This is a genomic window from Agrobacterium sp. CFBP2214, from assembly GCF_030209895.1.
Lineage (GTDB): Bacteria > Pseudomonadota > Alphaproteobacteria > Rhizobiales > Rhizobiaceae > Agrobacterium > Agrobacterium radiobacter.
Genome location: NZ_JARVRC010000001.1, coordinates 147,404 through 162,425 on the forward strand (window position 1 = coordinate 147,404; position 15,022 = coordinate 162,425).

Sequence of the window (15,022 nt, forward strand, 5' to 3'; positions counted from 1 at the left end):
TGTGCAAAAATGCACATAAGGAGAGTGCCGTGAACTGGGATGATGTGCGTTTGTTTCTAAGCGTGGCGCGAAGCGGGCAGTTTCTTTCCGCCGCCAGAAAGCTCGGCGTCAACCACGCCACCCTCAGCCGGCGGATTTCAGCACTTGAAGCGGCGATCGGCACGCAACTCTTCCTGCGAAGCACCAATGGCTGCGAGCTGACGGAGGAAGGCCAGCGTCTGCTTGCCGGGGCGGAGCGCATGGAAACTGAAATGCTGAACGCCCAGGCCAATCTCGGCCGCGTTGACACGGCAGTGGCGGGAACGGTGCGCATCGGCGCGCCAGATGGCCTCGGTGTTTCCTTCCTCGCGCCGCGACTTGGCCGGCTGACGGCGCGTTATCCCGATCTGAAAATCCAGCTCGTTCCGGTGCCGCGCTCTTTCTCCCTGTCACAGCGTGAGGCCGATATCGCCATCACCATCGAAAGGCCGGAGCAGGGCAGGCTGATGTTTTCAAAGCTCACCGATTATTCGCTGGGTCTCTACGCCTCGGCGGATTATCTGGCTGAATATGGAACGCCGGCGGATATTGAAGCGCTGAAGCGCCACCGGCGGATCGGTTATGTGGAAGACCTGATCTTCTCGCCCTCGCTGAATTTTACCGGCGAGATCATGCGTGACTGGGACGCCGCCTTTGAAATCTCGAGCGCTACCGGTCAGACCGAGGCAGTACGTTCAGGTGCGGGTATCGGCATCCTGCATAATTACATTGCCGGGCAATATCCCGAGCTTCTGCGGATCATGCCCCATCTCACCATCAGCCGATCCTACTGGACGGCCTATCACGAATCCGCCCGTCAATTGGTCCGGGTCCGAACGGTGGTCGATTTTCTCCAGGAACTCGTGGCCGAAGAGCGGCGCATCTTCACCTGATATCTGCATGCCGATATATTAGTACTATTAATTGTACCGACCCGGCCGTTCGGGGCTTGACAAAGGACGGCTGGTTGGACGACCAATGCAACCATTGGGAGATCGGAACTGACATGTCGACTATGATACGAAAGCTTTCGCCGACGGGCCTCGGCGTGGCCGTCATGCTGCTTGGAATGCTGCTTTTCGCGTTGAACGACGCCATGGGAAAATGGCTCGTCTCTACCTATAGTCAGGGTCAGGTGATCCTCATCCGCAGCGCCGCAGCGCTTGTCATCCTTGTTCCGATCGTCTGGAGAGCCGGCCTTTCCGGCCTCGTGAAAATCGAGCGGCCCGGCCTTCAGGTGGCGCGTGTCTTCTTCTCCACCGCAGAGCTTTTCTGTTTCTATTTCGCGGTCGCGTCTCTTCCGCTGGCCGACGTCATGACCTATTGGCTCGCGGCTCCGATTTACGTGGCGGCGCTCTCGCCGTTTCTGCTCGGAGAAAAGGTCGGCTGGCGTCGCTGGACGGCCATCGCCATCGGTTTTGTCGGTGTTCTCATCGCGCTCAAACCCAGCTCGGCAAGCCTCACCTCCGCCGCGCTCTTTTCCATCTTCGGCAGCGCCGCCTTCGCCTTCATGATGTTGTCCGGCCGCCAGCTGCGCAATACGCCCGATACGGTGCTCGCCTTCTGGCAGATCATTGGTGCGGCACTTGCGGGCATTGTCGCGGTGTTCCTCACGCCATCGGGCTGGCTGCCGGTTCAGTCCAGTTTCGATCTGGCCTTCCTCGGCCTGCTCGGTGTCGTCGCCATGGCGGCGCATGTGCTGGTCAACCGGGCGCTTAAACTCGCCGATGCCGCCACCGTCGCGCCGCTGCAATATACGCTGCTGCTCTGGGCGGTGATTTTCGGCTGGCTGTTCTTCGGTGATGTGCCGCAGACGAGTATCGTCGTCGGCGCGGGCCTGATTGTTCTTTCGGGTCTTTACATCTTCTTTCGCGAAAATACGCTCAAGCGTCGTCTTGACACCGCCGAAAGACTGGCTGCGGAGCAGGTTTGATCTTTGGTCACAATCACGGGACTTGACGAGGGCGTGATCTTCAGGGAGTAAGAAGGGGCCCTGCGATGATTTGTCTCGCAAGGGCAGAGGAAACAAAGGTGCCGGGCCCCTCTGGCGAGAGTTTTACGGCGCTCTCGCGATGTCGGTACCGCCTGCAAAAATTGGCCGGCGGATTAAAAACTATGAAAAACCTGAATGTGCTTCGCGCGCGTGCTTTCTGCGTGCGGCCTGACGCCCCGCGTCGGTCCGCAAACGCCCTCGTTTTGGGAGGTGACCGGACATGAGCGCCACCCAGAAAAAAACGCTTTCCTACTTCAAATGGGCTTTTATCGTCACCGTGGTCGGTCTGATCCTCGGCGGTTATCTCGGTTGGGAAATGACCGGAACGGTAGGCGGCACGGCGACGATCTTCTTCATCTGCGTCGTTCTGGCGGTGCTGGAAATTTCGCTCTCCTTCGACAACGCCATCGTCAACGCCAACAAGCTCAAGGATATGACGCCGGTCTGGCAGCACCGCTTCCTGACCTGGGGTATCCTGATTGCCGTTTTCGGCATGCGTATCGTCTTCCCGCTGCTCATCGTCGTCGTTGCCGCGAATGTCGGCCCGTGGACGGCAATCGTGATGGCGGCCACGCAGCCGGAACGTTACGCGGAAATCATGCAGGACGCCCATTTGCCGATTGCGGCATTCGGCGGCACCTTCCTGATGATGGTCGGCCTCAACTTCTTCTTCGACCATGAAAAGGACGTGCACTGGGTGCGCTGGATCGAAGAAAAGGCGGCGATCTATTCCTCTGTCAAGGGCATCGAGATCGCCTTCGTGCTTGTCGTCATGCTGGTCTTTTCCCGCATCATCGGCGCAAGCGATGATCCGGCGCTTGGTCCGGTCGCGGCCAACACCTTCTTCCATTCGGCGATCTGGGGTCTTTTGACCTTCCTGCTGGTGGAAGTCGTTGGCGGCATTCTCGACCGCAGCCAGGAAATGCTGGAAGGTGCAGCAAAGGGCGGCTTCGGCGCGTTTCTTTATCTCGAAGTGCTGGATGCCAGCTTCTCCTTCGATGGCGTGATCGGCGCTTTCGCGCTGACGCAAAACCTCTTCATCATCGCCATCGGTCTCGGCATCGGCGCCATGTACGTCCGTTCGATGACCATCATGCTGGTCGAGAAGGGAACACTGGCCGAATATCGCTACCTGGAACACGGCGCTTTCTACGCGATCCTTATCCTGTCCGTCATCATGTACGTGCAGACCATGGTGCATATACCCGAGGTCATCACGGGCCTTGGCGGTGCGGGCCTGATCGGTATCTCGCTCTGGTCGTCGATCCGCTATAACCGGCAGCAAAATGCCGATGCGGTCGATGCCGCACGCGGCGCGGAAATCTGATCCGCGATTGCCCTTGCCTTCCGCCGTCGTGGCGGAAGGCAGTTTTTAAGCATTAAATTCTTTTTTGCCTGTTTTTCTTGCGATTCATTCTTTGCGGAAAATTTCGCCATAATCAGAAGCTGCTCCTTAAGTCGCTGTTTTTACGAATATTTGTGCGCCGCAGCAAACTGGCACGCTTCCTGCATCTCATTCTGCAAGTCCAGAGGGGACATTATGGCTCGAAAACGGGTCAACAAACGCCGCCGCGCCGCGCGATCTTTCGGATCTGCGCCGTGCGGCGGTTTTGTTTGTGCGGGATGGTTCTTGAGTTTTTCGCTCTGTTGAATGAAAACGGTAGGACAACGACTGGAAGGGTCACGGCTTGCCTGCACAATTGTCGCCCACGGAGGCCTTGGGGCTCTGGCATCGTGTATCCACGGCGCAGGTCGTTGACGATCAGCCGGATTTGACCTTGCGTCAAACCGCCATCCTGCTGCAGATTTATCTCGTGCCGCCGCCGCACACTGTCCGGGGTCTTGCCGCCATGCTGGGGGTCACCAAGCCGGTCATTACCCGCGCGCTCGACAGTCTCGGCGCGCTCGGGCTGGTCGATCGGGTTCGGGATGAGCGGGACAGGCGCAATGTTGTGATAAAACGCACGGTGGCCGGTGCGCTTTATCTGGAAAAAATCGGCGATCTGATTATTGATCAGGCGCGCAAGATCTAACCTCTGGATGTGAAACCCATGATGCTCGACCGCCGCCTGAATGTCTTCCGCTCCGACCTCGCCGATGAAAAACTGCAGGGCGTGGTGCAGGCCGAACGTTTTGTCAGCGGCACGGCCGCCCAGATCGTGTTGCCGGTTACTGGCCTGCGGCCGACGCCCGATCTTGCCGCCGGCATCGATACCGAGTTGCTGTTTGGCGAAACCATCCGTGTTTTCGACAGGGCCAGCGGCTGGGCATGGGTGCAGGCGGATGCGGACGGGTATGCCGGTTACGTGCCGGAAACGGCGATCGGCGATGTCGTTGTCGCCACCCATAGGGTGATTGCACCGCGCACTTTTCTCTACCCAGCCGCTGAATTGCGCAAACCGCCGGTCGCAGCGCTGTCCATGGGTAGCCTGATCCGCATCGTCGGCGAAGCGGAGACGCGCGGCACCCGTTACCTGCTGACCGAAAAGGGCGAAGGCATCATCGCTGCCCATTGCCAGGTCGTCGACGCGGCGCTTGAGGAAGATTATGTGGCGGTGGCGCTGCGCTTTATCGAAACGCCCTATCTCTGGGGCGGCCGCTCCGGTTTTGGTATCGATTGTTCCGGCCTCGTGCAGCTTTCCATGGCCATGACGGGCCGGCGGGTCCTGCGCGATACCGACATGCAGGTGAAGTCGCTCGGCGTGGAAATAGAGCGGGATGAATTGCGGCGCGGCGATCTCGTCTTCTGGAAGGGTCATGTCGGCCTAATGGAAAACGAGGAAACGCTGCTCCATGCCAATGGCCATACGATGAATGTCGCACGCGAAAATCTCGATGCGGCCATCGAGCGCATTGGCTGGCTTTATGAAAAGCCAACTGCTTACCGCCGGTTGGAGGACTGAGACTGCGGCTTTCACGAAATTGTGCCTGCCACGCCCTTTGTGTGGAGGTCGCCGACAGCCTACATCGGTTGAATGATGGTACGGGACCGGCATCGATGAAGACAAGAACGGCGACACGATTGGCAGCGATCCTCACGGCGGCTTTGCTGAGCGCGTCGGCGCAGGCACAGACTGTTTTCCAGAACGGTTTTGCCCCCGCTCCGGATGCCTATGCAAACCTGCCCGGCGTCAAGGATCCGCGCACGCTGCAGCCAAAGGTCCGCTACAACTGCCATAGCGCACTCGGCGTGACCGGATATTCCCGAGGTCCCTACAGGGATGTTTTCGGCAGCCGTGGGCTTCCTGTTCAGGGATATCGCTGCACCGACGAAAACGGCATTTCCAGTTTCGGCGGCAGAAATCCCGTCTCCAAGGACTGGTATCCCGGCATAAACCCCGTAGACCCGACCTTTTGAAGCAGCATGTTTGAACACCGGACCGAAAACCCCATTGTGGTCTTCGGAAAATCGATGCGCGGGCGGTCGCGGCGGGCATTTGCCGGGCCAGTGCTCTGGACTTGTTGTCGCTTTTTCAGATAAATCTTTCCGCATGACAGGTTGATACCTGCCGGGGTGCGGAGTGACATCGGCTGTTCTGACCTTTGGCCGATATTGGGGAATGCGAGTATGACGAAGACCGATATAGCCACCCGTGTCCATAATCATACCTGGAAACTCGACCCGATCGTCCGCAGCCTGATTGATACGGATTTCTACAAGCTCTTGATGTTGCAGATGATCTGGAAGCTCTATCCGGAAGTCGACGCGACGTTTTCGCTGATCAACCGCACGAAGACAGTGCGGCTGGCGGAAGAGATCGACGAGATGGAGTTGCGCGAACAGCTGGATCATGCGCGCACCCTGCGTCTTTCCAAGAAAGAAAATATCTGGCTTGCGGGTAACACGTTTTACGGCCGCTCGCAGATTTTCGAGCCGGAATTCCTCTCCTGGCTTTCGAGCTATCAATTGCCGGAATACGAACTTTTCAAGCGCGACGGGCAATATGAGCTGAATTTTCATGGCCGCTGGATGGATACGACGCTCTGGGAAATCCCGGCGCTCGCGATCATCAACGAACTGCGCTCGCGCAGCGCCATGCGCTCGCTCGGTTATTTCACGCTTGATGTGCTTTATGCCCGCGCAAAGGCCAAGATGTGGGAGAAGGTCGAGCGGCTGCGGGAGCTGCCTGGCTTGCGCATTTCCGATTTCGGCACCCGCCGCCGCCACAGCTTCCTTTGGCAGCGCTGGTGCGTCGAGGCGCTGAAGGAAGGCATCGGGCCTGCTTTTACCGGTACGAGCAATGTTCTGCTCGCCATGGATTCCGATCTCGAAGCCGTGGGCACGAACGCGCATGAACTGCCGATGGTGGTCGCGGCGCTGGCGCAAACGAATGAGGAGCTGGCCGCAGCACCCTATCAGGTCCTGAAGGACTGGAACCGGCTGTACGGCGGCAACCTGCTGATCGTGCTGCCGGACGCCTTCGGAACCGCCGCATTCTTGCGCAATGCGCCGGAATGGGTGGCAGACTGGACGGGTTTCCGCCCCGACAGCGCGCCGCCGATCGAAGGCGGGGAAAAGATTATCGAGTGGTGGCAGAAGATGGGCCGCGACCCGCGCAAGAAGATGCTGATCTTCTCCGACGGTCTCGATGTCGACGCCATTATCGACACCTACAGGCACTTCGAAGGCCGCGTGCGCATGAGCTTCGGCTGGGGCACCAATCTGACGAATGATTTTGCCGGCTGCGCGCCGAAGACCATCGCCAGCCTCAAGCCGATCTCCATCGTCTGCAAGGTCAGCGACGCCAATGGCCGTCCGGCCGTGAAGCTCTCGGACAATCCGCAAAAGGCAACCGGCGACCCGGCCGAAGTGGAGCGTTACCTGAAGTTCTTTGGTGAAGAGGACCACAAGGAACAGAAGGTTCTGGTTTAAAGCTTTTCCAGGAAAAGTGGAGCCCGGTTTTCCGTCCGGAAAAGCTCTGAATTGAGAACGGGCGCTTCTGTTGAGGAAGCGCCCGTGGAAGCCTGACCTATCAGCAGATTACTTCGCGAACTGGTGTGCGATGTAATGGAAGAGTGCGCGGATACCCTGCGCCTCCCCACCGATCGATGAATGATGCCTCTCGCTCAGAGACCAGCCGTAAATATCGAAATGCGCCCAGCGTCTGGTATTGGTGACAAAACGCTTCAGGAACAGGGCGGCGGTGATTGATCCGCCCATGCCGCCCGAAGGCGCGTTGGTGATATCGGCCGCGCGTGAGCGGATATCCTTGTCGTAGCCCATATAAAGCGGCATGCGCCACAGCGGATCGTCCGTATCGATGCTGGCTTCGGCGATGTCATGCGCCAGATCCTCGTCATCGGTGTAGAAGGGCGGCAGATCCGGGCCGAGCGCGACGCGGGCAGCACCGGTCAGCGTCGCCATATCGATCATCAGGTCCGGCGCATCTTCGTCCGCATAGGCTAGTGTATCCGCCAGAACAAGACGGCCTTCGGCGTCGGTATTGTCGATCTGCACGGTGAGCCCTTTACGGCTGCGGTAGATGTCGCCGGGACGGAAGGCATTGGCGGAGATGGAGTTTTCGACAGCGGGCACGAGAACGCGAAGATCGACCGGCAGCTTCGCATCCATTATCATCAGCGCAAGACCGAGGACATTGGCCGCACCTCCCATATCCTTCTTCATCAGCGCCATGGAAGCGGCGGGTTTGATGTCGAGGCCGCCTGTATCGAAGCAGACGCCCTTGCCGACGAGGGTGAGGCGAGGATTGCCCTTCTTGCCCCAGTTCATCTCCAGAAGCCGCGGCGCGCTTTCGCTGGCCCGGCCGACGGCATGGATCAGTGGGAAGTTTTCCTTGAGCAGATCGTCGCCGGTGGTGACCTTCACCTTCGCCTTGTAATGGGCGGCAAGCGCACGGAAGGCGATTTCAAGCTCGTCCGGCCCCATATCGTTGGCCGGGACATTGATGAGGTCGCGCGCGAGGAAAACGCCGGCCAGAACGCGCTTGATCTCGCCGTCTTCCGCATCCTGCGGAATGAGAAGCTTTGCCCCGCTGGTCTTCGTGGTCTTGTATTTGTCGAAGCGATAGCTGCCGAGACCGAAGCCGAGAGCGAGGCGATTTGCCGTCAGCGGTGCGGTCTCGATGTGCCACTCGCCTTCCGGCAGCTCACGGGCGAGTTTCCCGGTGATGAAGGGAATTTCGGACGGATTGCTGCCGAGACCGAGAAGCACGCCGCCCAGCGAACCATCGGCGGAAGGAACGAGCAGGATGGCGCCTGCCTCTGCCTTGAAACCCGCCTTCTTTGCCCAGTCCAGCGCGACTGGGTCGATAGCACCCTGTTCGATATGGGCCGGCGTGACGGCGAAAACCGGCAATGTGCTGCCGGCCTTGGAGCTGAAGGGGGTCGGGCGTTCGATGAACTGATAGGGCGCCATTGTATGCTTCCGTAAATGTCGAGAATCGATGCGATTAACGCTCTGTTAGGGTTAACAGATTATTGCTTAAGCGAAAGTTGCGTCGTGTGAGTCTGTCGTGTGTCGGGCGCAAGATTGATCATTCTTGGGCGGGGGCGCTGCCATGACTGCATTTTCTTTAGGCAAGACGGGCCGGACAGGGTTGCTGCGGGGAGCATGTCTTGCCGCATTGGTTCTTGCGGTTTCAGGATGCGCGAGCACCAACAAGCCGGATCGCATGTCCACCGGCTCCATTCCCGCCGCCACACGCTCCTATGATCACATGAACATGGAGCAGCTTCGCCAGGCGGAAGAGAGCGCCGGCAAAGCCTATGAACGCAGCCCCAAGGATAAATCGGTGGGCATGAATTATGCCAGCGTGCTAATGATGACCGGCAAGAACACACAGGCTCTCGCCGTCATGCAGCAGATCGCCATCGCCAATCCGGCGGACCGTGATGTCCTTGCCGCCTATGGCAAGTCGCAGGCCGCCGCCGGCCAGCTGGAGCAGGCGCTTTCGACCATCCAGCGGGCACAGACGCCGGACCGGCCGGATTGGCGGCTATATTCCGCCGAGGGTGCCGTGCTTGATCAGCTTGGACGCTCGAACGAGGCACGTTCCCGATACAGGCAGGCGCTTGACCTGAAGCCGAACGATCCGAGCGTATTGTCCAACCTCGGCATGTCCTATGTCCTGTCGAGCGATCCGCGCACTGCCGAAACATATCTGCAATCGGCCATCGCCCAGCCGGGCGCCGATAGCCGTGTCCGCCAGAACCTCGCGCTCGTGGTCGGTCTTCAGGGCCGCTTTGCCGAGGCCGAACGCATCGCGGTTCAGGAACTCTCTGCGCAGCAGGCACAGGCGAACCTCACCTATCTGCGTGCGATGCTTTCGCAGCAGAACTCCTGGCAGCAGCTGGCGAAAAAAGACGGCAAACCGGCTGGTTGATGCGTTCGAGCATCCGCGTGCAGCGGCTGGCTGACAAGCAGTCGCCTCCGGGGCGCAAATATCGCCCCAAATCGCCTTGCGGTATTTTTCTATCAGAATGTGTCCAGAACGCGGATAATAGCCGGTCCAAGAATGACTGCGATCAGTACCGGCAGAAAAAAGACGATCATCGGCACAGTCAGTTTCGGTGGTAGCGCGGCAGCTTTTTTTTCGGCTTCATTCATGCGCTCATCGCGGCCTTCCTGTGCGAGAACGCGGAGCGCCTGGGCGAGCGGCGTGCCGTATCGCTCCGCCTGAATAAGCGCCTGTACCACGCTTTTGACGGTTTCGAGTTGGGTACGCGTGCCGAAATTCTCAAGAGCGACACGTCTGTCCTGAAGGAAAGATAATTCCGCCGTCGTCAACATCATTTCTTCCGCCAGTTCGGGTGACTGCTCGCCCATCTCTTCCGCCACGCGGCGCATGGCAGCTTCCATGGATACCCCGGATTCGATGCAGATCAGCATGAGGTCGAGCGCGTCCGGCCAGGCCCGCTTGATTGATGCCTGACGCTTGGTCATGCGATTTGATACGTAAATATTGGGAGCGTAAAAACCGATGTAACCGAAAAGAAGCACAGCCATTAGCCGGATGATAAACGCTTTGTCGGCGAGGTTTCCGAGAATGAAGATCCAAGTGAAGGCGATGGCCAGAAAAATAAACGGCAAGACGAACCGTGCGGCAAGGAACGTGTTGAACGCGTTTTGTGAACGAAGTCCGGCTGCCCGGAGCCGGTTCATTGTGTTCTTATCGGCCAGCGCTTCTTGCAGGTTGAATTTCTCGACGATGCGGCGGGCGGATTTGTTATTGTTGCCTCGCAGGGAGGTTTTGCCGTCTCTGGTGACGGTCGCCATGCGGTCGCGCTCGCGACTACGGATGAGGTCGCGTTCCGATGATACCGCTTTCATGCGCTTGGCGAAATCTTTCCGCTCAAAAACCGGCATAATGAGGGTATAGAAGGTCGCAAAAACAGCGAGCGTCACAAGAATAGCGATGATCGTTTGTGGGTCAGTCAGGCGAGAAAGAAGATTTCCTGTCATACCACGCCCCTAGATATCGAAATTGATCATTTGGCGCATGATGAATATTCCGATCAGCATCCAGATCGCGGATGCTCCGAGAATAATGTGGCCGCGCAAGTCGGTGAAAAGTACCGACAGATAGTCGGGCGATGTGAAATGCACCAGCAGCATGACGACGAAGGGCAGCGAGCCGATGATAACTGCGGAAGCCTTCGCCTCCATCGAAAGGGCATTTACCTTCGCGCGCATCTTCTTGCGGTCACGCAAGACCTTTGAAAGATTGGACAGCGCTTCCGAGAGGTTGCCGCCGGCTTGTGCTTGAATATTGATGACCGTGCCGAAAAAGCTTACCTCAAAAAGCGGCATGGTCAGCATCATACGCTCGATCCCCTGCGGGATCCCGATGCCGACCTGTTGCGCATCGACGACGCGCTGAAACTCCGTTTTCACCGGTTCCTGGCCGTCCGATGCGATCAGTCGTACCGCGTCGTTCAGCGGTAAGCCGGATTTGATCGACCTGCACATGACGTCAAGCGCATTTGGAAACTCTTCAAGAAATTTTTTCTGCCTGCGCTTGAGAATAAACGCCAACGCCCACCGTGGTACCCCCAGCGCCACGACAATTCCTATGAGCAGAGCGAGAAGCAACGACAGGCCGTAAAGAAGGGCCATGAGAGCGAAGAAAACAGCCGCGCCGGCGCTCAACAGATGGAATTGCCGAGCGGAAAGCACCAGCCCCGCCTGAACTAGTTTGTCGCGCAGGCCGATATTCTTCGCTTTTTTCGCCTTTTCATTCTGTTTCTTTTCCATTTCCCGCAGGTTGTCCTGCATGGATTTGCGGCGTTTGCTAAGTTCCTGGACCCGGTCTCGTGCAGCTTTGATGTTTGTATGATCCGTCTCGGCGGCCTGCACTCGCTTGAAGCGGTTGTTGGTCTTTTTTTCGACCTCTATCTGCTGGAAAAGAAAGGCATAGGCGAGCGCTCCTGCCGAGATGGCGACGAGTACGGCCAGTAATATTATTGTCGGGTCCATGGCAGTCACTTTCCCTTAGGATGTCTTTTCCATCTCATCGAGCGCGGTCGCCAGGCGTTTCTCTTCGCCGTAATAGCGTGCACGATCCCAGAAATGCGGCTTGCTGATACCGGTTGATACGTGTCTGCCGATCAGCTTACCCTGGGCATCCTCGCCTTCGATCTCGTACCGCATCAGATCCTGGGTAACGATGACGTCGCCTTCCATGCCGATCACTTCCGTGATCTGCGTTATCCGGCGCGAGCCGTCGCGAAGACGCGCGGCCTGAATGACGACATCGATTGAGCCTGAGATGATTTCGCGCACGGTCTTGGCCGGCAGGGTGAAGCCGCCCATGGCGATCATCGATTCGATACGGCTGAGGCATTCGCGCGGCGTATTGGCATGCAGCGTTCCCATCGAACCGTCATGGCCGGTGTTCATGGCCTGGAGCAGGTCAAAAACTTCCGGCCCGCGCACTTCACCGACGATGATGCGCTCAGGTCGCATGCGAAGGCAGTTCTTGACGAGATCGCGCATGGTGATCTCACCTTCCCCTTCGATATTCGGCGGACGCGTTTCGAGCCTCACCACATGCGGTTGCTGCAGCTGCAGTTCAGCGGTGTCTTCGCAGGTGATGACACGTTCATCCTTGTCGATGAAGCTCGTCAGGCAGTTAAGAAGTGTTGTCTTGCCTGAGCCGGTGCCGCCCGAGATGACGACGTTGCAGCGGACGCGACCGATGATCTTGAGCAATGTCGCGCCTTCGGGCGTGATCGCTCCGAAACGCACGAGCTGGTCGAGCGTCAGCTTGTCCCTCTTGAATTTTCGGATCGTCAGCGCCGGGCCATCGATGGCAAGCGGTGGCGCGATGACGTTGACGCGCGATCCGTCCGGCAGGCGCGCGTCGCATATCGGGCTCGACTCATCCACGCGGCGGCCGACCTGGCTGACGATGCGCTGGCAGATGGAGAGCAACTGTGCATTGTCCCGAAAGCGGATATCGGACTCGATCGTCTTGCCGCCGACTTCGATGAAGGTCTGGCCAGAGCCGTTGACCATGATATCGGCGATGTCGTCGCGTGCGAGAAGCGGCTCCAGCGGCCCGTAGCCCAGAACGTCATTGCAGATGTCTTCGAGCAATTCTTCCTGCTCGGCAATCGACATGGCGAAGTTCTTGATCGTGATGATATCGTTGACGATATCACGAATTTCCTCGCGCGCGCTTTCCGCGTCGAGCTTGGCGAGCTGCGAGAGATCGATCGTATCGATAAGGGCGGAAAATACCTGGCTCTTGGTATTATAGTAGTCTTCCGTGCGGGTGCGTTTTCTCTGCGCTGGCGGTGGGCTCGCCGCAGCCTGACGAGTGATGGGTGATTGGCCGGGCTCAAGAGTGTCAATTGCAAGAGAGCGAGGCTCAGACACCGTCGCCACCTGCATGGGCACAGGTGCAACAGGTTCCGGCTTCGTGCTTCTGGCTGGGCCTTCAGGCCCGCGTTTTCCGAACATCGGCGTTTCCGTCTAAGGACGCAGGCAGAAGACCTACTTGCGCTTGAGAATATTCTTCAGTTTTTCCAGGCCGCCGCGTTTGCTTTTGCGCAGAACGGAGCGGCCTGTGATGGTATGGGCGATCTGCGAGAAGGTTTCCGCCGTCTGGGATTTTTCATCCATCTCGCTGATCATGCGGCCGCTATTGGCGGCATTTCCGAACAATTGTGCGTCGAATGGAATGATCGCGATCGGCTCGATTTCCAGCGGCTCGAGGAAGTCCGCCGGCGCGATTTCCGGACGTTTGGGCATGCCGACCTGATTGAGAACGAGATGCGGCAATTTGTCGTTGGGTCTCAGTTTGATCAGCGCGTCGAAGAGATTCTTCGTATTGCGCAGATTTGCGAGATCGGGAACCGCCGTAATGATCACCTCGTCGGCTTCCGCAAGGACTGCCCGGGTCCAGTCGCACCATTGGTGTGGAAGATCGAGAACCGCAACGGGCGCACTGCGCTGCAAAACCTCGAGGATCGGCAGAAATGCCTGACGATCGAGATCATAGGTCCTGTCGAGAAGCGACGGTGCCGCGAGCAGCGACAGATGATCGGAACATTTGGTTAGCAGGCGGTCGAGAAACACCTCGTCCAGCCGCTCCGGCGAGAAGACCGCTTCAGCCATGCCCTGGGCCGGATCCTGATCGAAATCGATATTGGCAGTGCCATAGGCAAGATCCATATCCGCCAGAATGGTTTCGGTGGAGAAGAGGCTCGAAATACCGAAAGCGCAATTATGCGCAATGGTCGACGAACCCACGCCGCCCTTGGCGCCAATGAAAGCGATGTTGCGGCCCAGCGGCTCCGCTTCGGGATCGACGAAGATCGCGGCGATCGAAGCCAGGAGATCGGCCATATTGATCGGCGCGACGAGATATTCGGAAATGCCGTTGCGGATGAGATCGCGATAAAGTGTTATGTCGTTGTGTCGGCCGACGATGATGACACGCGTGGAGGGATCGCAAACCTCCGCCAGGGGCGCGAGATCGTTCAGCAACGAGGCGGTTGAGCTTGCCGTTTCAAGAATGATGAGATTGGGCGTGGGCGACGCGGAAAACATCGTGGCGGCCGCATTGATATCGCCCTTCGTCACCCGCAGGGTAACCTTGCTCATGCGCCGGTCGCTGGACAGTGCATCCATGACGGCCTGCATATTGTCGCTGACGCAGAAAGCGTGAACGGAAATGCGGGGCAGGGGCCGGAGGTGGTCCATATCGGCAGCGCGCAATGGCGGCTCGGCTTCGCCGCCGCCACTTGGCTTGATATCGTATTCTACAGCGCTCATGGTCTTTCCTGCCGTAACAATTGTTGGAGCCGCATCAATTCGGCGTCGCCGTTGTCTTGCCTTGTCGATAGTTGTCGATGACTACCGCGCGACGTTCCGCGTCGATTGCGCTCATACCGCGCGGACCGACCAGATCCATTGGATTGGCGATCTGCGCCGCGAGATTACTTTGGGAAGCGCACCCGAAATTGTACCAGTTCTTGTTTGCGAAGGTATTGTCTGACAGGTCCTCTGGCCATTGACCGCACTGGCCAGTCATGGCCGTAACGGCGACATAGCTCAGGCGGATAGGGGCGGCGTCGCCATTCGGGGAAGCGGCATAGCGCGTTTCCATGATCTTGCCCGGTGCCACACCCGCACCGGAAAGCGTCGAGCGAATCTGTTTCGCCATACGTGATGCGGCCGCTGAATTGGCCGATCCCGACGGGGTCTGAATATTAACGATACCAGTCGACATCGACGCATAATTCTGAGCAAAGCCGCGGACGTTATCCGTCATCGCCGTGGTCAGCCGGCTGTCGCTGGCCGAGACCGGAATGTCCAGCGAATGCTCCGCCTCCGACAGGGTGATCGGGTGGCGTGTGCGATAATCGTCGGGAATGGCGTTGGTGGTCATCGGATCGCGTGCGCAACCCTGTAACAGGCCGGCGGCAAGCGCGGCAATGACGACGAGGCCGGTCCTTCTTCCGGACTGGCAGGGGAAAAAGGAGGAATAGGTTTCCTTCATGACGTTTCCTGCCCTGACCGGGCTTACTGTGAAGAGGGGATTT

14 protein-coding genes are annotated in these 15,022 nt (G+C 58.4%); 8 read left to right on the forward strand and 6 right to left on the reverse strand.

The genetic code is table 11. From position 1 onward, the window contains the following. The first annotated feature begins 29 nt into the window (after positions 1-29). The 7 genes from QRN60_RS00690 (at position 30) to pncB (ending at position 6,884) form a co-directional block, all read left to right on the forward strand. Positions 30-911, forward strand: coding sequence for a LysR family transcriptional regulator (locus QRN60_RS00690; RefSeq protein ID WP_026363820.1), 882 nt, complete (start codon positions 30-32; stop codon positions 909-911). 113 nt (positions 912-1,024) lie between these two features. Beyond that, entirely contained in the window at positions 1,025-1,951 is a 927-nt protein-coding gene (locus QRN60_RS00695) for a DMT family transporter (RefSeq protein WP_174054429.1), read from the forward strand. A gap of 280 nt (positions 1,952-2,231) precedes the next feature. Next, a complete protein-coding gene (locus tag QRN60_RS00700) occupies positions 2,232-3,338 on the forward strand; it encodes a DUF475 domain-containing protein (RefSeq protein ID WP_003507382.1) in 1,107 nt (368 codons plus the stop codon). A gap of 361 nt (positions 3,339-3,699) precedes the next feature. Further along, on the forward strand, positions 3,700-4,044 hold the full coding sequence (locus QRN60_RS00705) for a MarR family transcriptional regulator (RefSeq protein WP_003507384.1): 345 nt from the start codon (positions 3,700-3,702) through the stop codon (positions 4,042-4,044). An 18-nt stretch (positions 4,045-4,062) separates the two neighbouring features. After that, the gene (locus tag QRN60_RS00710; protein ID WP_111833777.1) at positions 4,063-4,914 is read left to right on the forward strand and encodes a C40 family peptidase; all 852 of its coding nucleotides are present in this window, start codon (positions 4,063-4,065) and stop codon (positions 4,912-4,914) included. Between the two features lie 95 nt (positions 4,915-5,009). Further along, positions 5,010-5,369: a hypothetical protein gene (locus QRN60_RS00715; RefSeq protein WP_031233701.1), complete on the forward strand. Its 360-nt coding sequence runs from the start codon at positions 5,010-5,012 to the stop codon at positions 5,367-5,369. Between the two features lie 210 nt (positions 5,370-5,579). Beyond that, positions 5,580-6,884, forward strand: coding sequence for a nicotinate phosphoribosyltransferase (gene pncB / locus QRN60_RS00720; RefSeq protein WP_003507389.1), 1,305 nt, complete (start codon positions 5,580-5,582; stop codon positions 6,882-6,884). A 108-nt stretch (positions 6,885-6,992) separates the two neighbouring features. On the opposite strand, the gene QRN60_RS00725 is transcribed toward pncB, so the two are convergent. After that, on the reverse strand, positions 6,993-8,387 hold the full coding sequence (locus tag QRN60_RS00725; RefSeq protein ID WP_003507391.1) for a leucyl aminopeptidase: 1,395 nt from the start codon (positions 8,385-8,387) through the stop codon (positions 6,993-6,995). Positions 8,388-8,529: 142 nt separating this feature from the next. Here QRN60_RS00725 and QRN60_RS00730 point away from each other — a divergent pair, with 142 nt between their 5' ends. Continuing rightward, positions 8,530-9,354 (forward strand): tetratricopeptide repeat protein, encoded by an 825-nt coding sequence (locus QRN60_RS00730; RefSeq protein WP_087743203.1) that lies wholly within the window; start codon positions 8,530-8,532, stop codon positions 9,352-9,354. A 92-nt stretch (positions 9,355-9,446) separates the two neighbouring features. Here the strand turns inward: QRN60_RS00730 and QRN60_RS00735 are convergent, their stop codons facing one another. From QRN60_RS00735 to QRN60_RS00755, 5 genes are read right to left on the reverse strand one after another with little or no spacing between them, the layout of a single operon-like run. Then, on the reverse strand, positions 9,447-10,433 hold the full coding sequence (locus QRN60_RS00735) for a type II secretion system F family protein (RefSeq protein WP_003507395.1): 987 nt from the start codon (positions 10,431-10,433) through the stop codon (positions 9,447-9,449). 9 nt (positions 10,434-10,442) lie between these two features. Beyond that, on the reverse strand, positions 10,443-11,447 hold the full coding sequence (locus QRN60_RS00740) for a type II secretion system F family protein (RefSeq protein ID WP_003507398.1): 1,005 nt from the start codon (positions 11,445-11,447) through the stop codon (positions 10,443-10,445). 15 nt (positions 11,448-11,462) lie between these two features. Further along, entirely contained in the window at positions 11,463-12,935 is a 1,473-nt protein-coding gene (locus tag QRN60_RS00745; protein WP_003507399.1) for a TadA family conjugal transfer-associated ATPase, read from the reverse strand. 33 nt (positions 12,936-12,968) lie between these two features. Continuing rightward, positions 12,969-14,252, reverse strand: a complete 1,284-nt coding sequence (locus QRN60_RS00750; protein WP_020812469.1) for a CpaE/TadZ family protein — start codon at positions 14,250-14,252, stop codon at positions 12,969-12,971. 34 nt (positions 14,253-14,286) lie between these two features. Then, positions 14,287-14,979 carry a CpaD family pilus assembly protein gene (locus tag QRN60_RS00755; protein WP_031234351.1) on the reverse strand — a complete coding sequence of 231 codons (693 nt, stop codon included), beginning with the start codon at positions 14,977-14,979 and terminating at the stop codon, positions 14,287-14,289. Positions 14,980-15,022 lie beyond the last annotated feature (43 nt).